The sequence below is a fragment of the Rhizobium sp. 25PS6 genome, assembly GCF_032464655.1.
In the GTDB taxonomy this organism is placed as follows: domain Bacteria; phylum Pseudomonadota; class Alphaproteobacteria; order Rhizobiales; family Rhizobiaceae; genus Rhizobium; species Rhizobium laguerreae.
On sequence record NZ_JAWDIV010000025.1, the window covers coordinates 44,204 to 63,150 of the forward strand.

Consider the following 18,947-nt stretch of genomic DNA (forward strand, 5'->3'; position numbering starts at 1 on the left):
CGGTAGTGTCGGTTCCCTCCGCGGTTCTGCGATGGCGGCAGCCGAAACGGTCAAGACACAAATGTCCAGAACGCGCAAGGCCATACCAAGACAAGTGAACGTCGGCGCCGAGGGCGGTGAGCCAGGAACATGGAGGAGCGTGGGTGGAGGCCGGACCTGACCACCGCACGTCTCCTTGTTGCTACGACTGCACCGACCTCTGAAAGACCCGTGCAAGCCGCTCGGCAAATCGGCGGGGATCTGCTGGCCGATCGCCATCCAGAATGCGCGCCTGGTCGAGCAATAAGAAGGCGGCGTCCTCCTGGTAGGGGGCATCACCCTCGACGCTCGCAATCGCTTTGATCAAGGGGTGCAGCAAATTGATCTCCAGGATCGGCTTGGCCGCGTCTTGAAGACGACCGGCGTTTCGCAGGATTTTTTCCATTTGCCTGTCATAGCCGTCTTCGGGCGCCACGAGGCAGACCGCACTCTCCGTCAGACGGTCGGAAGCCCGGACATCGGCAATCTGGTCGGCAAGTTTTTCCTTGGCGAATGCAAGGAAGGTTGCTGCGCTGTCGTTAACCCCCTCCTGCATTGTCTGGCCATCAAGCTTTGCAAACTGTGCCAGATCCGCGGCACCTTGCGTGATCGACTTGAACGCCCTGCCTTCATAGTCTGGAGCATTCATCGTCCAGAAGCTATCGATGGAGTCCGCCAAAAGCAGCACTTCGATGCCGCGCGCCCGGAACCCTTCGAGCTGTGGTGATGCCTTAAGCTGATCCAGGCTCCCGCCCGCCAGATAGTAGACGGCGTTCTGGCCTTCCTTGGCATCTTTGACGTAGTCGGCAAGTGAACGGTAGCCTTCGTTCGATGCGGACGTCCGAAACCGAGCAAGCGTCAAGAGCTGGGCGCGTCGCTCGAAATCTTCGTAGATGCCTTCCTTGAGGACTGGTCCAAAGTTTTCCCAAAATTTGAGGAAGGCCTCGGCGTCACTTTCAGCCAGTTTCTCTATCGCGGTGACGATCCTGCTGGTGATGCCTTTGCGGATCGCCGTCAGGATCGGGCTTTCCTGGATCATCTCACGAGAAACGTTGAGCGGCAGATCGGCGGTATCGACCAACCCACGAACAAAGCGCAGGTATCTCGGCAGCAGATCCGCATCATCGGTGATGAACACCCGCTTGACGTAAAGCTTCATCCTGCCTTTGCGTTCGGGATCGAACATATCGAAAGGCTGCGTTCCGGGTATGAACGCCAAAGCCGTATATTCCTGCCGGCCTTCAGCACGGAAATGTACGGTCAGCGCCGGTTCGTCGTACTGGCCGGAGACGCCACGATAGAAGTCCGTATACTCTTCCTTGCTGACATCGCTCTTCGGCTTCGTCCATAGTGCGGTGCCGTCCGTTATCTGAACTGGCTCTTTGCCCGGTTTCTCAACAAGGCGGATCGCAACCGGCACGTGGCCGGATTGTTCCTTGACGATGCGTTCGACGGTCCAGCGGGCCGTATATTGCTTAGCGTCCTCCATCAGATGCAAGACAATACGTGTTCCACGGGATGGAGCTTCAGTGAGGCTGGTTGCCGGGCTGACGCTGTAGCTTCCCTTGCCGTCCGAAGTCCATGTCCAGGCTTCCTGCGTTCCGGCTCGACGGGAGACCACATCGACACGTTCCGCCACCATGAAACAGGAATAGAAGCCGACCCCGAACTGCCCGATCAGTTGAGCTCCTTCAGCGGCTTTGCTCGCTTCGATTCGCTCCATGAACGCTCGAGTTCCCGATCTCGCGATCGTTCCCAGCGCCTCGATCATTTCGTCGCGGCCCATTCCGATGCCATTGTCTTCGACGACAAGCTGCCGGCTTTCTTCGTCCAGCGTCAGCGTGATCCGGTTTTCGGCATCAGCACCAAGGAGTGACGGTGTCTCGATCGCCTCATATCGAAGTTTCTCGCAGGCATCGGCCGCATTCGAAATCAGCTCACGCAGAAACACATCCCTATCCGAATAAACGGAGTGGACCATCATGTGCAGAAGGCGGGCAACGTCGGCCTCAAAGACGTGGCTTTCAGCGGTCTGTTCTGCAGTCTTTGTCATGTGCTCGGGTTCTCCAGGAAAGCGAATTAGCGCCGATCAAATGGCGAAACAGGTTTGAAAAATCAAGGTGGGAACAGCCCTGATCGTAATGGAGACACGAGCCGGCCAATCCTCGCAACGTCTCTTCGAGAACTGCCTGGCCAATGCGGGATCCAGAAGGCGGTAGCCTTTCACTGTGGCGGTACAGTGTTCCGACACATCGCCGTTGCCTTCATCAACCGAGTCATCATGGGAACTCGCAGCTAGCGCCTTTGTTAATGCCGTAATGAGCCCAATGATCGAGCAAACATGAAAGGAGCCGCGTGTGGACGAGGACAGTAAGGCCCAGTTGGCTATCGAAGGGGCGGACAAAGAGCTGAACCAGGCAAAGAAGAACCCTCAAGCCGGGCCACATGCTCAAGATCATCTGACCGACGAGAGCAAAACGCCAGGCGCCGGAACATTGCCGGAGCGGGATGAAGAGACGGTCACGCCGGGATCCGGCTGATAGATCTGTTTCGTATCGAAACCGATCTGCCCGCGGCGATTGGGGCCAAAGGTGATTGAGAGCGAGTTGGACCGAGATATTGGATGTTCAAATCGACGCAGGGAGGAAGGGCTGCTTAAGTCTCGGCGAGGCGAGGCCACTTTCTCATGCAGGCAAATTGCGCTGGCCTCCGAAATCGCCTTCTCCGACGCATTGCATTGATGGTAAGTCTACGGTCCTGAACGGATTCGAATCCGCGCCCCAGTCACCGATGACTTCAAGGTTTTGAATCATTGTTCCGATTCCGAGTGTAATGAATCTGATGGGTGCTAGCTATCTTAACAACTTCAACGCGCACGGCTCCTTGTCGATTTGACTGAGCTTGCTGTCCCCGCCCCTCCTAGTTCCCTCTGCCTCAGCAGAGCGCTGTCGACAGGACATTCGTCAAACGTAACCTCCCACGTTGGGCGAAAGAGCCGTCAGACCGCCTGCGTTCGCCGGTCCCTGGCAAAATGACGTTAAGGTGCTGGCCCCGACATTCGCTGAGTTCATAGACGCGTTTACCGGGGGTCGTGCCTCCTAGCTGAAAATCGAATATCGTGTCCTCGACCGAGTCAGACGACGATCGCGCAAAATCTATTGTCCTCGCGCGCATGGAGGATTAACAATCGTTCCATGAAGCTGCTTGTGTCCACATACGGATATGTCAAGCGCGGGGGCTGGTGGCCGCCGCCGTCGGAATTTCGGGTTCATACGCGATCCTGAAACCGACGGAGAAATTTCATGAATATCGAACGTGTAGAAGCGCGAGAACGCGTTATCGCCGTGCATTGGATTGACGGCACCACGTCATTCTATCCAAACCTTTTCCTGCGTGACAACGACCAAAAGGGCTTCCACCCACAGACCGGTGAACGGCAGTTCGATCTGCTGTCCGTGCCGCTCGACCTGACAGCCGAAGCGGTCACGCTCGATGGCGACGCCGTTCACATCGATTGGCGAGGAGATAACGACAGAACGACACTGGCCGCTGATTGGCTTTACAACCATCGCCCGGGTGTACGCGCGGCCGACCCCGCCGATATAGCCGCCGAGATCTGGGAAGCGGACTTACAGATTCCCAAAGTGTCCGTCGACGATCTCTCGGAGGACCGCGTCTTCTTTGAATGGCTTTGCAGCACAAAGAGGCACGGTCTTTCGGTGGTCACCGGACTTGATGATAACGAGGAAGCAGGCGTGGCACTCGGGGAACGCATCGGGTTTCTGAGGCGCACGAATTTCGGCCTGACTTTCCGTGTCGAGACCATTCCCGATCCCAACAATCTTGCGTACACCTCGCACGCCTTGCCCCTTCATACCGACCTTCCGAACCAGGAAATGCCGCCGGGATACCAGTTCCTTCACTGTGTGCGGAACGGCGCGGAAGGCGGCGAGTCCGTGTTCGCGGACGCTTACATGATTGCCGAGAAGGTCCGCCGCAAGGACGCCGAGGCGTTTCGGCTGCTGACGTCGATACCAATTCCGTACCGCTTCCACGATCGCCAGTATGATATTCGCGTGCACAGACCGATGGTCAGCGTCGATGAGCGGGACCGCGTTTTCGATGTCCGCTACAGCGCCCATCTCATGGACAGCTTCGATATACCCGACACCGTGATGGCCGACTACTATGCCGCCTACCGGAGGTTCATGGCGGAGACGCGTGACCCGGCCAATATCATCACATTCAAAATGAAGCCTGGAGAGATGGTCGTCTTCGACAACAGGCGGATCCTACATGGCCGAACCGCTTTCGATCCGATGACAGGTCACCGGCTGCTCAAGGGCTTTTATGTCGACCGTGGCGAGTTCGACAGCCGGATCAGGTTGTTGGCGGAACAAACATGAACGGTTGCGCCGACCCATTCTCACAAAGACCGACAATCGCGAACAGCCAGGCGGCGGCCGACTGCGGGCTCGATGACGTCATGACCCTCCCACGCTTACTCAATTGCCACCGGCCCCGCGGTGCATAGCGCTTGGCATGCGTACAGCTCTTGATAGGAACGAAACCGCGGGCACAGCTATCCGCCAGGTGGCCGTCTTGAACCAATGTGAACCGGCGACAGGCCGACCACTTACCTTAAGTTGCTGAAAAAGCAGCCGTTGCAGCGTAATGCGACTCATGAACTATTGAATGACCACGGACTCTTCGACAACGCCCGATTACGGGGTGGAGGCGAGGTAACGACTTTTTTTCTCAATGGGCAGACGCAACGGTCTGCTCATCGATATTTTCGCGGGCATAGATCTTTCGGGCCATGACCGCAAGCACGAGCAGCGTCACCGTCGCAAGTAGGCAACAGCTAGCAAAGCCTATTGAGAAAGACTGGCGGGCCGCTTCGAGCCAGGCCGGGACAGCGCTGTCTTGAAGCGCCCTTGCGGTTTCGACGGCGCCACCGATCGTCGTTTTCACCGCTGCCCTCTCAGCGGCATCGAGCCCGGCAACATTCACCCCGGCCATCAGCATGCGATAGATCAAGGTGCCGAGGCTGCCGAGCAATGCGATGCCGAGCGCGCCTCCGAATTCGGCACTTGTCTCTGAAATCGCCGAAGCGGAGCCCGAATTTTCGGGCGGCGCGCTTCCGACGATTAGGCCGGTTGTCGTCAGCACGACCGGCACGAAACCGACGGCGATCACCATGGTTGCGCCGAGAACTCCGAATAGGCTTTCGCAATAGGCGGCGACCGACATAAGCAACATGCCCGCAGAGTTTATCACCAGGCCCAGCAATACGGTGCGGACCGGGCCGAAATGGTTGGTGAACCGATAGGCTTGCAAGGACATGACTGTGAAGACGATTGACGAGGGAACCGACCAGAGGGCCGCTTCGAGCGGTGTGAGGCCAAGCACGAACTGGAGGAACAGGTTCTGATAGAGAAAGACGCCGAACACGAAGAACATCCCGGCAAGGTTTACCAGAAGCGAGGCCGTGAAGGCGGGCAGAGCAAAGAGCTTCAGATCGATCAGGGGATCTGGCAGGGTTTTCTGACGGCGCAAGAACAGCCAGCCGACAACGAGCCCGCCGCCTATGGGCAGTAGATGACGAATGTCAAAACCGTCTGCGGCCACGTGCTTGAAGCCGTAGATGATTGGCAGCACGGTAGCAAGCGACAGTAGTACGCTCAGGAGGTCAAGCCTGGCGCCGTCCTCGCTCTTGTATTCCGGTAGCAGGATGGGAGCTGCGATCAGCAGGATGAACATGACTGGGATGTTGATGAGAAAAACAGCGCCCCAGTGGAAATATTGCAGCAGAAAGCCGCCTAGAAGCGGCCCGATCAGGCCACCGAGGGCGAAAGCGGTGCCCCAAATGCCGATGGCACGGTTACGCTCCGCCTCATTGGTGAATAGGTTGACAATCAGAGACAATGTCGAAGGTGCGATCGTCGCCCCGGCAATGCCGAGGAACGCCCGCGACACGATGAGCTGTTGTGCGGTAGTAGAAAAGGCCGCAAGCGCCGAGGCGACGCCGAAGGCGGCGGCTCCTATCAGCAGCACGCGGCGACGACCGATCCGATCTCCCAACGTGCCCATCGTAACCAGGAAGCCGGCTACCATGAAGCCGTAGATGTCATTGATCCAAAGGAGTTCGGAGGCCGACGGGTCGAGATCTGCGACGATCGCAGGAATAGCCAGGAACAGGATGGACAGATCCATCGAATAGATGAGACAGGCAATCGAGAGCACGCACACGCCGATCCATTCCCTGCGTCCGGCAAGGTTCCGGTCTGCTTTGGCGCTTCCAGTGTGCATCGAACTCCTCCTGTAGCGGCGGCAATGTGACGTGCCCGATGATAAATGGCAACGCTCCAACCTTGGAGCGCCGGGTTCGAGATGCGCCCAAGCCAGCCAGACGCAGCACGACTGGGCGGATGGGGGATTTTTCCAGCTGAACCGATTCACTCACTGAATGTCGACATGTGGGGTCAGAAAAACGAGGCGGTCAGTATGCTTGACGTGTAAAAGGCGAGGCATCACACGGCCAAAGTAGATGGGTATCGCGAGGCAAGCCAACTCCTCACTGATTCAAACTCGACAGGCGAATGCCCACCGAGTGAAATTGGCTGAGCGCAGCTTCACCAACGTTTCATGAAGCTGGCTAGCTCTTCGTCGGGACCGTTGGGCAGCACGATCTTCAAAGTCACATAGACGTCGCCGGCGCCGCCATTCCCGCGCGGCACACCCTTGCCCTTGATGCGCAAGACCTTGCCGCTGCTGGAATTGGGCGGCAGCGCCAGATCAACGGCACCGGAGGGTGTCGTCACACGTACCTTGCCTCTGAGCACGGCTTCGCTAAGCGGGACTGGCAGTTCAAGGCGCATGTCGTCACCGTCGCGGGTGAAGAAGCGGTGCCTGACAAACGGCGTGGACGTCAACGAGGCCGGCATCGACGTCATCATGGATCTCGTCGATCAGCTTCACGGTCTTCGCATGATCATGCGCGCGACCTCATCTCGGCTGTGGGCAACGAGGCTCCAGCGGTGAAGCAACGCTTGCGTGCCGCCCTGGATAAAGATTTTGACGCCCGTTCGTTATAGCTCTTACCGCCGCCGCGCTCTTGCACTTCAGAGCAACCGCCCAGGCCTGCGCCTGGATCAACGAAGCAGCGCCTAGTGGACGGCGTGACCGACAATACGATACGGGTGCGTCGCGTTGAACTGCGAAATCATGGCGGCTGCTTGCTGTAAAATGCGCTTGGTATTTCTCAAATCGTCGCGCGCCAGCTCATCGGCGTTGACGCGGATCGCTTGCGCCATATTGGCGGAAAGCGCTGCTAAGTGGCGGTTACCTTCAACAAAGGCTTCACGTGCCGTGCCCTCGAGGGCAGTAGCGACGTCGACGAAGACGTCTTCCCGTTCCTCGATGCTGAGGTCCCCTATATTCCCGATCTGCTCTTCCATATCCGTCTCACTCTAAACAGACGTTCGTTAGCGACCGAGCTCGTCGAGCCTCGATCGCCCGGAGAATTAGGAAGAGAAAAATCGGCATTCAACAGTCAGTGCAGCTTGAATTCGCCGTCGACGCGCCGCCATTCGTTCGGACCGACGAGACGCTGATGCGTATACCGGACTGAGTGCAGAGGCCCATCGAGATTGGCCTGCCAATAGTCGAGGAACTTCTGCATGTGGGGGAAATCCGGCGCCAGATCGTAGTCCTGCCAGACATAGGTCTGCAGGACGGTTTCGAAATCGGGAACGCGATAAAGGATATGCGCTGTGGTGAGTCCATAACCGTTGAGTTGCCGCTCAAGATCCGAAGAAAACTGCATGCTTCATCTCCTTTTCATAACGGGCGGAAGGATGACGCAAGTCCGCTGTGTCATCAATCAATTTGCAAACTTTTGACTTCATTTATTGTTCCGTTCCAGCATGTTAGCAGCCGCGGGAGAGTGCTAATTTTCCTTCAAGACCCTCTTGAAATCGGAAAATCTCGAAAATAAATTTTCTGCGCGAAGTGCTCAGAGAGGCTTCGCACCCGCCCGAACTGGTCATCCGGTCCGGCTCGGGGATTAACGTCATCTTGTTTGTCCATGGAGGAAAACATGTCGTTCAGACCGCTTCACGATCGCATTCTCGTCCGCCGGGTCCAATCCGAAGAAAAGACCAGAGGCGGAATTATTATTCCTGATACTGCCAAGGAAAAGCCGCAGGAAGGCGAAGTCATCGCCGTCGGGTCCGGCGCCCGCAATGACGCCGGTCAGATTCAGGCCCTTGACGTCAAGGCCGGTGACCGCATCCTGTTCGGCAAATGGTCCGGCACCGAGATCAAGATCAATGGCGAAGACCTGCTGATCATGAAGGAAAGTGACGTGATGGGCATCATCGACGCCCAGGCCGAAAAGAAGCAGGCCGCGTAAGGCGCGCGCTCCGCTTATCAGTCAAAAAGCTGCCTATTGAAGGAGTGAACAAATGGCTGCGAAAGAAGTCAAATTCAACACCGATGCCCGTGAACGCATGTTGCGCGGTGTCGACGTTCTCGCCAATGCCGTGAAGGTGACGCTCGGCCCGAAGGGTCGCAACGTCGTCATCGACAAGTCGTTCGGTGCACCACGCATCACCAAGGACGGCGTTTCCGTCGCCAAGGAAATCGAGCTGGAAGACAAGTTCGAGAACATGGGCGCCCAGATGCTGCGCGAGGTGGCATCGAAAACCAATGATCTGGCCGGTGACGGCACCACCACCGCGACTGTTCTTGCCCAGGCGATCGTCAAGGAAGGCGCCAAGGCGGTGGCATCCGGCATGAACCCGATGGACCTGAAGCGCGGTATCGACATTGCCGTTGACGCCGTCGTCAAGGAACTGAAGGCGAATGCCCGCAAGATCACCAGCAATTCCGAAATAGCCCAGGTCGGCACCATCTCAGCCAATGGCGACGAGGAGATCGGTAAATATCTCGCCGAGGCGATGGAAAAGGTCGGCAACGAAGGCGTCATCACCGTCGAGGAAGCCAAGACCGCCGAGACCGAGCTGGAAGTCGTCGAAGGCATGCAGTTCGACCGCGGTTATCTGTCTCCCTATTTTGTCACCAACCAGGACAAGATGCGGGTCGAGCTCGAAGAGCCATATATTCTCATCCATGAGAAGAAGCTCTCCAATCTCCAGGCAATGCTGCCAGTGTTGGAGGCTGTGGTGAAATCGGGTAAGCCTCTGCTGATCATTGCCGAGGACGTGGAAGGGGAAGCGCTCGCAACACTTGTCGTCAACAAACTGCGTGGCGGCCTGAAGATCGCTGCGGTCAAGGCGCCTGGCTTCGGTGACCGCCGCAAGGCCATGCTGGAAGATATCGCGATCCTGACGGGCGGCACTGTCATTTCCGAAGACGTGGGCATCAAGCTTGAAAACGTGACGCTTGAGATGCTCGGCCGCGCCAAGAAGGTGGCGATCGAGAAGGAAAACACCACCATCATCGATGGTGTCGGCTCCAGGTCGGAGATTGACGGCCGTGTGGCGCAGATTCGTGCCCAGATCGAAGAAACGACGTCCGATTATGATCGCGAGAAGCTGCAGGAGCGCCTTGCCAAGCTCGCTGGCGGTGTGGCCGTGATCCGTGTCGGTGGTTCCACCGAAGTGGAAGTGAAGGAGAAGAAAGACCGAGTCGATGACGCGCTGCATGCCACCCGTGCTGCCGTCGAGGAAGGTATCCTGCCGGGCGGCGGTGTCGCCCTGCTGCGTGCGGCCAAGGCGCTGGACGGTCTTCCCACGGCCAATGACGATCAGCGTGTCGGGATCGACATCGTCCGTCGCGCGATCGAGGCGCCAGTCCGCCAGATCGCAGAGAACGCCGGAGCCGAAGGTTCAATCATCGTCGGCAAGCTGCGCGAAAAGACTGACCACTCCTTCGGTTGGAATGCCCAGACCGGCGAATACGGCGATCTTTACACTCAGGGCGTCATCGATCCTGCCAAAGTGGTGCGCACCGCGCTGCAGGATGCCGCCTCGGTCGCCGGTCTGCTGGTGACGACCGAAGCCATGATCGCCGAGAAGCCGAAGAAGGACGCCGCTCCGGCGGTACCCGCTGGCGCCGGCATGGACTTCTAAGGCCGACGGGAAGGCTCGCGCAGTCCGCCAGCGCGGGCCTTCCCTCACATTTCCCTATCACCCGTTCCGTCGAGCAACATCAATGGAGCCAACTATGAGAAAGGACATCGACAACGCCCTTCCGGAGCAACCCACTGCGGCCATCAGTGCCGCCCAATTGCTTCATCCGGCCAGGCATTTCAATCACCCGCGGGACGTGCTTGCCGCCGGGGACATTAGCAAGCAAGAGAAGCGGGCCATTCTTGCTTCGTGGGCCTCCGATATGTTCGCGATCGAATCCATACCCGCCCTCCGACTTTACCCTGGCACGGCTGAAGCGGTCTCCTATGACGAGATCATCCAAGCGCTGAAATATCTGGACGAGGACGATATGCGCACTGGAGAGCAAGGGTTATCAGCTGCCTGCAACGTCCAGAGTGGCCATCGCCGCAGACCACAAGCACGCCGGCTCGGTGGCCTCGGCCTGTGTAGCTACTGGAAAGGAGACCGCCGCCGGCAGCCATTGGAAATGTAGAAACCGCCTAATCTGCCGCATGCCTTACCGAGGATGCGGATCTGATTTTTACCGTCGACTCTTTGCTCAATTGAGGAGGTTTTGCCGATGAAGATCGCCCAAATCGCGCCACTTGCTGAAAGTGTCCCGCCCAAGCTGTACGGCGGCACCGAGCGTATTGTTTCATATCTGACCGACGAGCTGGTTCGGCAGGGTCACGACGTCACCCTCTTTGCCAGTGGCGATTCCGTTACCGATGCCAGGCTGGTGCCGTGCTCGGACGTCGCTTTGCGGCTCAATCCGGCCGTCAAGGACCACCTGCCGCATCAGGTGGTGATGCTGGAAGAGGTCCGCCGCCGGGCGCACGAATTTGACGTCCTGCACTTTCATATCGATCTCTTGCATTTCCCGCTGATCCGCGATTTTGCCGACCGCACCGTCACGACGCTGCACGGGCGGCTGGACCTGCCGGACCTCAGGCCCTTCTACATGGCGTTTCCCGATATTCCGCTGGTGTCGATCTCCAATGACCAGCGTCGCCCGATGCCGCCGGTCAAATGGGTGGGAACGGTCTATCACGGGCTTGCTGCGGATGGCCTGCCCTTCACCGCGCAGCCAAAAGGCAATTATCTCGCTTTCCTTGGCCGCATCTCGCCAGAAAAGCGACCCGATCGGGCCATCCAGATCGCCGCGAAAGCAGGGATGCCGCTGAAGATGGCCGCAAAGATCGACGATGCTGACAAAGCATATTGGCAAACGGTCATCGAGCCGATGGTCAAGAGCCATCCGAATGTCGAGTTCATCGGAGAGATCAACGAACATCAGAAGGCGGAATTTCTCGGCAATGCGGGTGCCCTGCTTTTCCCCATCGACTGGCCTGAGCCTTTTGGGCTGGTCATGATCGAGGCCATGGCATGCGGGACCCCCGTTATCGCCTTTAACTGCGGCTCGGTGCCTGAAGTGGTCGACTCCGGGCTCTCCGGCATCATCGTCGATACTGTCACGGAAGCGGTGGAAAACATCGAGTGGGCGCTGCGAATGGATCGCCGCAAAGTGCGCGAGACCTTTGAGAAGCGTTTCTCGGCAAAGCGCATGGCGTCCGACTATCTCGATATCTATCGCAGTCTTCCGGGGGGGCGCACCGAGGCCGCACGCATGCGCCGGCCCAACAGGACGGTTCCTGATCTGCAAGTCGTCGCATAGGGAGAAGCCATGTCTATCGCGCTGACAACCACCAACGGGGTGCCGGCGAAATCAACGCAGTCGTCGCCTGTTGCGCAGTTTTTCATTCCGGCCACCGCTTCGCTGCAGGAGCGGCGGCCGCGCACCTTGAAACACGGCGATACTTTCGCTGTCTTCGACCATAACGGCGACGCGCTTTCGGGACCCGGCAGCCCGGAAGGCCTGTTTCACCGGGACACGAGGTATCTCTCGCACCTCTCCCTGACGATCAACGGCAAGCGGCCGATCCTGCTGTCGTCGTCACTCCGTGACGATAACGCGACGCTGACCTGTGACCTCACCAATCCGGACCTCTTCGATGACAATGGCAAGCTTACCCTCGCGCATGACCTTATCCATCTGCGCAGGACCCGCTTCCTTTGGAATAGCCGCTGCTATGAGCGGCTGACAGTCAAGAACTATGACGAGCGGCCCCAGCAAGTCCGTATCGAGATCGTATTTGGGGCGGATTTCGCCGACCTTTTCGAGGTCCGGGGAACCGTCAGGGCAAGGAAGGGGCGCTCTCTCCCAGCCGTGATCGAGACGGGCAGCATACTTATTTCCTACCTGGGACTCGACCTACGAAAACGCACGACGCGTCTGTCTTTCGACCCCGTTCCTGCTAGGTTGGCCAGCGATCTTGCCGTTTATGATCTTCGCCTTGCACCCCACGAAACCCGATCGCTGTTTATCGAGGTCGGCTGCGACCAAGCGGAAGCCTGTGAATCAAACTACCTTTCCTTTTTCCTTGCTCTCAGGGACGCCCGCCGCGCGTTGCGATCGTCGTCCTCGCGTGCGGCGTCGATTGTCACGTCGAACGAGATATTCAACGAGGTGGCACGACGCAGTGTCTCCGACCTGTACATGCTGATGACGGACACGCCGGAGGGCCCTTATCCCTATGCCGGTATCCCGTGGTTCAACACAGTCTTCGGCCGCGATGCCCTCATCACAGCCCTCCAGACCTTGTGGCTAGACCCGGAGATTGCGCGCGGTGTTCTTTGCCATCTGGCGGCCAATCAGGCGACGGAATTCAATCCGGCCGCGGATGCCGAGCCCGGCAAGATTTTGCACGAGGTGCGCTACGGCGAAATGGCCGAGCTCGGCGAGGTTCCTTTCCGCCGCTATTACGGCAGCATCGATGCGACGCCACTGTTCGTGATGCTGGCAGGGGAATATCTCGAGCGGACCGACGACCTTGCCACCCTCGAAACTGTCCTGCCCAATATCGAGGCGGCGCTGACCTGGATCGACGAGCACGGCGATCGCGACGGAGACGGATTCGTCGAGTATGGGAGGCTGACCGAAGAAGGGCTGATCAACCAGGCATGGAAGGACAGCCACGATTCTGTCTTCCATGCTGACGGAATGCTTGCCAAAGGGCCAATCGCGATTGCTGAGGTTCAAGCGTACGTCTATGGCGCTTGGCAGGCGGGAGCCGAGATTTTTAGACGGCTTGGGCGGCCCGAGCGGGCGGCGAAATTCCTTGCAAGAGCAGAAGGCTTGCGCCGTCTCTTCGACATCAGTTTTTTCGACGAGGAGATTGGCACCTACGTACTGGCGCTCGACGGAGACAAGCGCCCCTGCCGGGTTCGCTCCTCTAATGCCGGCCATTCATTGTTTACCGGCATTGCCTACCCGGAACGGGCCGAAGTGGTCGCTCGCACGTTGATGGGAGCTTCTTCCTTCTGCGGCTGGGGCGTCCGGACCATTCCCTCGACCGAGGCCCGCTACAATCCGATGAGCTATCACAACGGCTCGATCTGGCCGCATGACAACGCCATGATCGCCAGCGGTCTTGCACGCTACGGCTACCGCGCTGAAGCGGCGCGGATCTTCGAGGGATTGTTCGCTGCGTCGACCTATATCGACCTGCGCCGACTTCCAGAACTCTTGTGCGGAATGTCGCGCCAGCGGGCTCAGGGGCCGACCTTCTATCCGGTTGCCTGTGCTCCGCAAGCCTGGGCAGCAGCGGCTCCTCTGTCACTGCTGCAATCGTGCTTGGGCCTCGACTTCGACCCGCATGGTCGGCAGGTCAGTTTTGGCGAGCCTATCCTGCCATCTTTCCTGGAGGATGTCATGCTGCGGAACCTGCGGCTTTCGAATTGCTCGGTTGACGTCGCACTGTGCAGATCGGGGCGGCATGTGGTCGTCGACGTCATCGAACGCCGGGGCGATATCAAGGTGGTGTCAACCTCATGAGCAGGCTGCAATGAGAGCAATAGGACAAGACTCGCCTGCGGGCGCATCCTGACCAAAGTTCGCCCCCGGATGTACTCGCTTTCGCCTTCGCCGCAAGAGAAGCGTATGCTTAGTATTGTCTATGTCCTGCTTATGATATCCGCTTTCATCGCAGCGGTGGCCGCCGGCGCGATCGGTGGTCTGCTGCTCACACTTGCGGCCTCCGTCGCTGGAGCGCTCGTCGGAACGAGCCGGTGATTTGGTCGGCCTGCTGCTCCGCTCTTGCTGTTGATCGGGCTAACGGTTGCACGGCTCCTGGATCGCTTGAATAGAATAGCCGAGTTCCGCCAACGGCGACGGCCCGTGGAGGATTTTTGACCAAACGGGTGAGCGGCGTGACCAGGAAGTGAGATTACGGCGGTCTTGAACCGGTTCGAACCGCCGACCTACCTCTCACTTTCGCCAGCTGCCGAAAGGAAAGTTTGTCAAGGCTGGTTAGAGCCGCGACGGTTCCAGCCAATTAGAAACGCGACACTTGCGCTTCGGATCAGCCCCCGATCCGACCGGCTGGGCCGGGTTGCAAGGGAGGAGCGGGGGCGGGTGAGATGCACCCTTTCGGCTTTAGCTTTTAGATATGCTCGCCACCGTTCATTCTGCAGCCTCCATACGAGCCAGAGCTTTCTGTCGCTTAGCAATTACGTCCGGATCGCTCATGAAGTCCTTCCGTTTACCCGGCTTGCGCCCCCGCTTCTGATATCCGTTGCTCGTGCTGCCGTCGCGAATGCCGAACATATGATCTGTCTGGCCGGGCCGGCGGGGCGGAGCTCTTCCGTTTCCGGGACCTTCCTCAAGAGTTACCCGCGACAAACACCAGCAAGCCTGTTCAAGGCGCTTGGCCTGTACGGTAACTGACGTGGAGGACGCCGCGAGCTGTTTAAAACATGAACATTCGCACCTGCCGCGTGCCGTCCTGACGGGCGCGGAGATGATTTTGGCCGACGACTCTTTACTCTCTTGAGGAGGTTTTGCCGATGAAGATCGCTCAGATCGCACCGCTTGCCGAAAGTGTTCCGCCCAAGCTCTACGGGCAACCGAACGCATCGTTTCTTATCTCGCCGAAGAATTTGTCGCCCAGGGCCACGACGTGACCCTCTTTGCCAGCGGCGATTCCGTTACCGACGCCAAGCTTGTTCTATGCTCGGATGTCGCCTTACGGCTCAATCCCGCCGTCAAGGACCCCCTGCCGCAACCGGAAGAAGCGGTCAGCGGCAGAGATCAGTTGAAGATGAGGCCCCACCATCCGTGCAACGACGCGACGGCGTTTAAGGCGCAAGCCCCCGCCGCCGACCAGCGCGTAGGGTGAAGGAGAACCAAGGCCGCCGAAAGCAGCGCGACCGCCGACATCACTGAACTCATATTCAATCCCCAGCTTTGATAATGCCCCTATCCTTCATCGCTTGGCTAACCTGCGGGTGGCTATCGTGTTCCCCGACGGCATTTCATTGTCTTGCACCGCACCGAGGAGGCTGCAGCGAGCTCCACACGATGATGCCGCCTCTACCTCGCCTGCGGTCGCGCTTTGAAGTGCCACGGGAACCGTCCCGGTTACGGCGGCACAGACGCACGTCCTGAGCTAGCCCGGCGGCTGGCTGATGAGGTATGCCCTGTTGGTAGACCGGCGGCGGTTCGGTGAACCGGCGCCGGAGTTGCCGCCGCGGCGGCGCGCGCGGATGCAATGAGCATGGCTGCAACCCGTTCTTGGTTTACGCCAACCCTTCTGCGGGTGAGCCCACAACGCCCCCTGGGAAAGCGGTCTGGCTGTTGAGGTTCAGGCGCCGATCTAGGCCGCGGCGACCATCTCTCTCACGGTGCTGATAACCCGGCTATGATCATATGGCTTGCTGAAGAACCGGCCCTTGACCGGCAGGACCTCGTCACTTAGGTCATGATGACCCGATGTAACGATGATTTGGACGGGCGGCCACCGGTCGCGTACCGCAGCAGCAAGCTTAAGACCATCCATTGACCCTGGCATGTCTATATCGGTGAACATCAACCGGATCTCTCGGTGGACATTCAGAATTTCTATCGCAGCGTCCGCGTCAGAGGCTTCGAAGACCGTGAACCCCTCGTCCTCGAGCGACATCACAATGGCCAAGCGGACGAGAACCTCATCCTCAACCACAAGAACCGCCGCGCCGACATCTGACATCTCAACGCTCTCCGCTCCAACCGCGAGCACCTCTCGCATCGGCCTAGAGCAGGTAACCCTTGGGCGGCTGGATGGATCCACCCTTCGGTGAAAATTGCAGATGGCCCTCAAACGATCTTCGAATCCGGCATCAGCCGCGAAACCGGACCCTCGGCGCTGCACTGAAAGCCTGCTGCAGCGAACGTCATGGTCGGCGCTGTGCCTAATAACGCGCCCAGTGCTGAGCGCACATAGCGTGTTCCATATCCCTGACGCGTCGGTGGCCGTACGGGCGGGCCATCTGACTCAGTCCAGTCGATGGAAAAGACCGGCTCTTTGCTGCCGGCGATGGTCCAGGAAACCTTCACCTTTCCGTCTGGAAGCGATAGCGCACCATACTTGATCGCATTTGTCGTCAGCTCATGCAGACAAAGAGCGAGCACCGTGCCCGCCTCGCGGGTGACCGCCAGGTCGGGACCAATGAAGTCGATACGGTTGGAGTCGTTGCTCCTGTAAGGGGCCACCGTCAGGCTGACAATCGATAGGAGTGAAATCTCCTCGCCGCCGGCTTCAAATACCGCGGTATGAACGTTGGAAAGCGCCTCCAGCCTGCCGGTGAATTCCCTGGCGAGATCATCGACCGTCGCCGCTCCCCGTTTGGTCATCTGGAAAATCGAGGTAACGCTGGCGAGGATGTTCTTAACCCGGTGATTGAGTTCGAGCCGCAACTCTCGCTCGCGCTCAAAGGCGTCGCGAACTTGTCGTTGCCGGAGGCGCACCAGCAGATTTGACTGCAGGACATTCACAAGTTCCAACGGAGCGATCGGCCTCATGTGGAACAGAAGGCGTGACCCCGGCCATGACGACTGCAGCCGCGTGCGAATTGCTGCGAGCGGCGCGGACCTCTCCAGAAGAATAATGATCGGCACCTCCGACCAATCAGGCTGGGTCGAAAGGTGTTCGGCGATCTTTGCTACCGTGTTCGGATCAAGCGCTTCGTTCGTGACGACGATTATGGCGGGCTCCAATACAAGATGTTGGCTCAAATCATCATCGACTTTGGCCGCAACGACGCCGATTTTTTGCTCCCGCAAAAAAGCGGCGATGTAGTCGGCATCCCGGCGAAAAGGAGCCAGGACCAGCACCCAGTCTAGTTCGCTTTCGCTTTGACTTTCGTTCATTTGGGGTCTGGGAGGGGATTGTAGGCGACGACGCTGACACTGCCGCTTTCGATGATCAATTCCCTCACGTTCAAGTCGTGCGGACCGTGGCGTTTCTTGACCACGGTGATGTTCCGCCGCAGTCGTCCTTCATGTTCGACGATCCTGAGCAACAAGACAGTGTCTCCCAGGAAGCTGACATCGACATCGATGCCAACATTTTGCCCAAGAAGGCCGTGTTGCGCCACAATAAGCATGGTCAACACGCCTGAGCGAGAGAGGTATTTTAGAAGAGACTGGATATCGCGGACGGCCTTGTCGCGATGCGGCAGCGAATTGAGGTAACCGGTCAAGCTGTCGATCACTACGACCTTCGACTTGCTCTGCGTCACCGCATCTTGAACGATCTGACCGAATTCCCCTGGCGAGATTTCGTTCGGATTGAAGTCGCGCAGGATCAGTTTGCCGTCTCTGTGGAACTGCCTGAGTTCCATGCCAAGGCCCTCCGATCGCCGGAAAAACGTCTCAAGCCGTTCCTCGAAGAGGAAGAGCGCGACGTTTTCCCCGCGCTCAAGCGCCGCCGTCGCATAAAGAGACGACATGGTCGACTTTCCGGTTCCGGACTGCCCGATCACCAAGGTCGTCGTTCCGGCTTCCTGACCGCCGCCGAACATTTCGTCGAGCTCTGCGACCCCTGATTTGATTAGCGGCGGCTTGCCACTGTCCGATGCCGTGTTCGGCATGATGCGGGGGAAAACCACGACACCTTCCCCCTCACGAATCGCCATATCGTGATATCCGTCGGCAACCGGCACGCCGCGCATCTTGGAGATTTCGACGCGGCGGCGCACGCCTCCATATTCTTCTAGGGATTTGTCGAGCCGGATGACGCCGTGAGCAAGGCCCTCAACCTCCTCACCGCTGCGGTCGTATCCCGCCGTTTGCGTATCGAGCAGCAATGCCACGACATTCCTTTTGGCAAGAAATGCCTTGAAGGCAATAAGTTCGCGGCGGAAGCGGGGCGAATCTCCGGTAATGAGCCGAATTTCAAGCAGGGAATCGTAGACGAGACGGCGGGGCTTGTGTTCCTCGATGGCAGCCTCGATGGCTTTTCTGGTCTCATCCAGCCTGAGATCGGAAGTCATGAAGATGCTTTGCTCATCAGCCTCATTGACCGAGCCAGACGTCGCGAGCTCTTCGACACGGATGCCGTCGAGCGTCCAGCCATGGGATAAGGCTATGGCGTTGAGTTCGGCGGCTGTCTGCGACAAGGTCACGTAGACGCAGCTTTCGCCCACTTCGACACCGGCACGCAAGAACTGCAGTGCAGCAGTCGTCTTGCCGGATCCCGGAGCGCCCTGAAGCATATACAGGTTGGACGCGGGAAGGCCACCGCGGAGGATTTCATCCAATCCTGATATTCCGGTGCTGACAACAGAGGGAGTTTTCCGTTTGGGCATAGTCACCTTCCGTTGCAAATGTCCGGGCGGCGTCGACCGGACGGAGACGCCTCTGCTTTATATTTATCTCCCCCCAAACATCAATAGAATGAGACATGGCTGCAGGTCCCTCAGAGCTAAAGGATG

At 58.5% G+C, this 18,947-nt stretch carries 15 protein-coding genes and 3 pseudogenes; 9 read left to right on the top strand and 9 right to left on the bottom strand.

Annotated elements, in window-relative coordinates; genetic code table 11:
- Nucleotides 1-181: 181 nt before the first annotated feature.
- Nucleotides 182-2,071 carry a molecular chaperone HtpG gene (gene htpG, locus RWK44_RS29365; protein WP_316029823.1) on the bottom strand — a complete coding sequence of 630 codons (1,890 nt, stop codon included), beginning with the start codon at nucleotides 2,069-2,071 and terminating at the stop codon, nucleotides 182-184.
- A gap of 304 nt (nucleotides 2,072-2,375) precedes the next feature.
- On the opposite strand from htpG, the gene RWK44_RS29370 reads away from it, so the two are divergent.
- Together RWK44_RS29370 and RWK44_RS29375 are read left to right on the top strand one after the other, a co-directional pair.
- Nucleotides 2,376-2,558, top strand: a complete 183-nt coding sequence (locus RWK44_RS29370; RefSeq protein WP_025397998.1) for a hypothetical protein — start codon at nucleotides 2,376-2,378, stop codon at nucleotides 2,556-2,558.
- 762 nt (nucleotides 2,559-3,320) lie between these two features.
- Nucleotides 3,321-4,424 carry a TauD/TfdA family dioxygenase gene (locus RWK44_RS29375; protein ID WP_077978125.1) on the top strand — a complete coding sequence of 368 codons (1,104 nt, stop codon included), beginning with the start codon at nucleotides 3,321-3,323 and terminating at the stop codon, nucleotides 4,422-4,424.
- A gap of 352 nt (nucleotides 4,425-4,776) precedes the next feature.
- Here the strand turns inward: RWK44_RS29375 and RWK44_RS29380 are convergent, their stop codons facing one another.
- The 4 genes and pseudogenes from RWK44_RS29380 to RWK44_RS29395 form a co-directional block, all read right to left on the bottom strand.
- Nucleotides 4,777-6,330: an MFS transporter gene (locus RWK44_RS29380; protein ID WP_077978124.1), complete on the bottom strand. Its 1,554-nt coding sequence runs from the start codon at nucleotides 6,328-6,330 to the stop codon at nucleotides 4,777-4,779.
- Nucleotides 6,331-6,653: 323 nt separating this feature from the next.
- A pseudogene (locus tag RWK44_RS29385) lies at nucleotides 6,654-6,929 on the bottom strand (DnaJ C-terminal domain-containing protein); the annotation flags it as partial.
- Nucleotides 6,930-7,187: 258 nt separating this feature from the next.
- Entirely contained in the window at nucleotides 7,188-7,478 is a 291-nt protein-coding gene (locus RWK44_RS29390; protein ID WP_077978122.1) for a hypothetical protein, read from the bottom strand.
- 95 nt (nucleotides 7,479-7,573) lie between these two features.
- Nucleotides 7,574-7,846: an usg protein gene (locus tag RWK44_RS29395; RefSeq protein ID WP_025398002.1), complete on the bottom strand. Its 273-nt coding sequence runs from the start codon at nucleotides 7,844-7,846 to the stop codon at nucleotides 7,574-7,576.
- A 273-nt stretch (nucleotides 7,847-8,119) separates the two neighbouring features.
- On the opposite strand from RWK44_RS29395, the gene groES reads away from it, so the two are divergent.
- From groES to RWK44_RS29425, 6 genes are all read left to right on the top strand, one after another.
- Nucleotides 8,120-8,434: a co-chaperone GroES gene (gene groES, locus RWK44_RS29400; protein WP_003551321.1), complete on the top strand. Its 315-nt coding sequence runs from the start codon at nucleotides 8,120-8,122 to the stop codon at nucleotides 8,432-8,434.
- Between the two features lie 52 nt (nucleotides 8,435-8,486).
- Nucleotides 8,487-10,115 (top strand): chaperonin GroEL, encoded by a 1,629-nt coding sequence (gene groL / locus RWK44_RS29405; RefSeq protein WP_025398003.1) that lies wholly within the window; start codon nucleotides 8,487-8,489, stop codon nucleotides 10,113-10,115.
- 94 nt (nucleotides 10,116-10,209) lie between these two features.
- On the top strand, nucleotides 10,210-10,629 hold the full coding sequence (locus RWK44_RS29410; protein WP_131661875.1) for a hypothetical protein: 420 nt from the start codon (nucleotides 10,210-10,212) through the stop codon (nucleotides 10,627-10,629).
- An 87-nt stretch (nucleotides 10,630-10,716) separates the two neighbouring features.
- Nucleotides 10,717-11,811 carry a glycosyltransferase family 4 protein gene (locus tag RWK44_RS29415; RefSeq protein ID WP_221951404.1) on the top strand — a complete coding sequence of 365 codons (1,095 nt, stop codon included), beginning with the start codon at nucleotides 10,717-10,719 and terminating at the stop codon, nucleotides 11,809-11,811.
- A 9-nt stretch (nucleotides 11,812-11,820) separates the two neighbouring features.
- On the top strand, nucleotides 11,821-14,031 hold the full coding sequence (locus RWK44_RS29420; RefSeq protein WP_221954840.1) for an amylo-alpha-1,6-glucosidase: 2,211 nt from the start codon (nucleotides 11,821-11,823) through the stop codon (nucleotides 14,029-14,031).
- Nucleotides 14,032-14,136: 105 nt separating this feature from the next.
- On the top strand, nucleotides 14,137-14,268 hold the full coding sequence (locus tag RWK44_RS29425; RefSeq protein ID WP_260687084.1) for a hypothetical protein: 132 nt from the start codon (nucleotides 14,137-14,139) through the stop codon (nucleotides 14,266-14,268).
- Between the two features lie 390 nt (nucleotides 14,269-14,658).
- On the opposite strand, the pseudogene RWK44_RS29430 reads toward RWK44_RS29425, so the two are convergent.
- Nucleotides 14,659-14,832 (bottom strand): annotated as a pseudogene (locus RWK44_RS29430) (ISNCY family transposase); the annotation flags it as partial.
- Nucleotides 14,833-15,041: 209 nt separating this feature from the next.
- Between RWK44_RS29430 and RWK44_RS29435 the strand changes: the two are divergent.
- Nucleotides 15,042-15,256: pseudogene (locus tag RWK44_RS29435) on the top strand (glycosyltransferase family 4 protein); the annotation flags it as partial.
- Between the two features lie 594 nt (nucleotides 15,257-15,850).
- Here the strand turns inward: RWK44_RS29435 and RWK44_RS29440 are convergent.
- The 3 genes from RWK44_RS29440 to RWK44_RS29450 form a co-directional block, all read right to left on the bottom strand.
- Nucleotides 15,851-16,222: a response regulator gene (locus tag RWK44_RS29440; protein WP_221954842.1), complete on the bottom strand. Its 372-nt coding sequence runs from the start codon at nucleotides 16,220-16,222 to the stop codon at nucleotides 15,851-15,853.
- Nucleotides 16,223-16,329: 107 nt separating this feature from the next.
- Nucleotides 16,330-17,382, bottom strand: a complete 1,053-nt coding sequence (locus RWK44_RS29445) for a sensor histidine kinase (protein ID WP_221958033.1) — start codon at nucleotides 17,380-17,382, stop codon at nucleotides 16,330-16,332.
- Nucleotides 17,379-18,821: an ATPase domain-containing protein gene (locus tag RWK44_RS29450; protein WP_221954845.1), complete on the bottom strand. Its 1,443-nt coding sequence runs from the start codon at nucleotides 18,819-18,821 to the stop codon at nucleotides 17,379-17,381. Before RWK44_RS29450 ends, RWK44_RS29445 begins: the two co-directional genes overlap by 4 nt.
- Nucleotides 18,822-18,947: the final 126 nt, after the last annotated feature.

Coding starts and splice junctions, on each gene's coding strand:
- RWK44_RS29440 (WP_221954842.1), bottom strand. CDS start 16,222: ATGTCAGATGTCGGCGCGGCGGTTCTTGTGGTTGAGGATGAGGTTCTC.
- RWK44_RS29420 (WP_221954840.1), top strand. CDS start 11,821: ATGTCTATCGCGCTGACAACCACCAACGGGGTGCCGGCGAAATCAACG.
- RWK44_RS29395 (WP_025398002.1), bottom strand. CDS start 7,846: ATGCAGTTTTCTTCGGATCTTGAGCGGCAACTCAACGGTTATGGACTC.
- RWK44_RS29425 (WP_260687084.1), top strand. CDS start 14,137: ATGCTTAGTATTGTCTATGTCCTGCTTATGATATCCGCTTTCATCGCA.
- RWK44_RS29445 (WP_221958033.1), bottom strand. CDS start 17,382: ATGAACGAAAGTCAAAGCGAAAGCGAACTAGACTGGGTGCTGGTCCTG.
- RWK44_RS29415 (WP_221951404.1), top strand. CDS start 10,717: ATGAAGATCGCCCAAATCGCGCCACTTGCTGAAAGTGTCCCGCCCAAG.
- RWK44_RS29380 (WP_077978124.1), bottom strand. CDS start 6,330: ATGCACACTGGAAGCGCCAAAGCAGACCGGAACCTTGCCGGACGCAGG.
- groL (WP_025398003.1), top strand. CDS start 8,487: ATGGCTGCGAAAGAAGTCAAATTCAACACCGATGCCCGTGAACGCATG.
- RWK44_RS29390 (WP_077978122.1), bottom strand. CDS start 7,478: ATGGAAGAGCAGATCGGGAATATAGGGGACCTCAGCATCGAGGAACGG.
- groES (WP_003551321.1), top strand. CDS start 8,120: ATGTCGTTCAGACCGCTTCACGATCGCATTCTCGTCCGCCGGGTCCAA.
- htpG (WP_316029823.1), bottom strand. CDS start 2,071: ATGACAAAGACTGCAGAACAGACCGCTGAAAGCCACGTCTTTGAGGCC.
- RWK44_RS29410 (WP_131661875.1), top strand. CDS start 10,210: ATGAGAAAGGACATCGACAACGCCCTTCCGGAGCAACCCACTGCGGCC.
- RWK44_RS29450 (WP_221954845.1), bottom strand. CDS start 18,821: ATGCCCAAACGGAAAACTCCCTCTGTTGTCAGCACCGGAATATCAGGA.
- RWK44_RS29375 (WP_077978125.1), top strand. CDS start 3,321: ATGAATATCGAACGTGTAGAAGCGCGAGAACGCGTTATCGCCGTGCAT.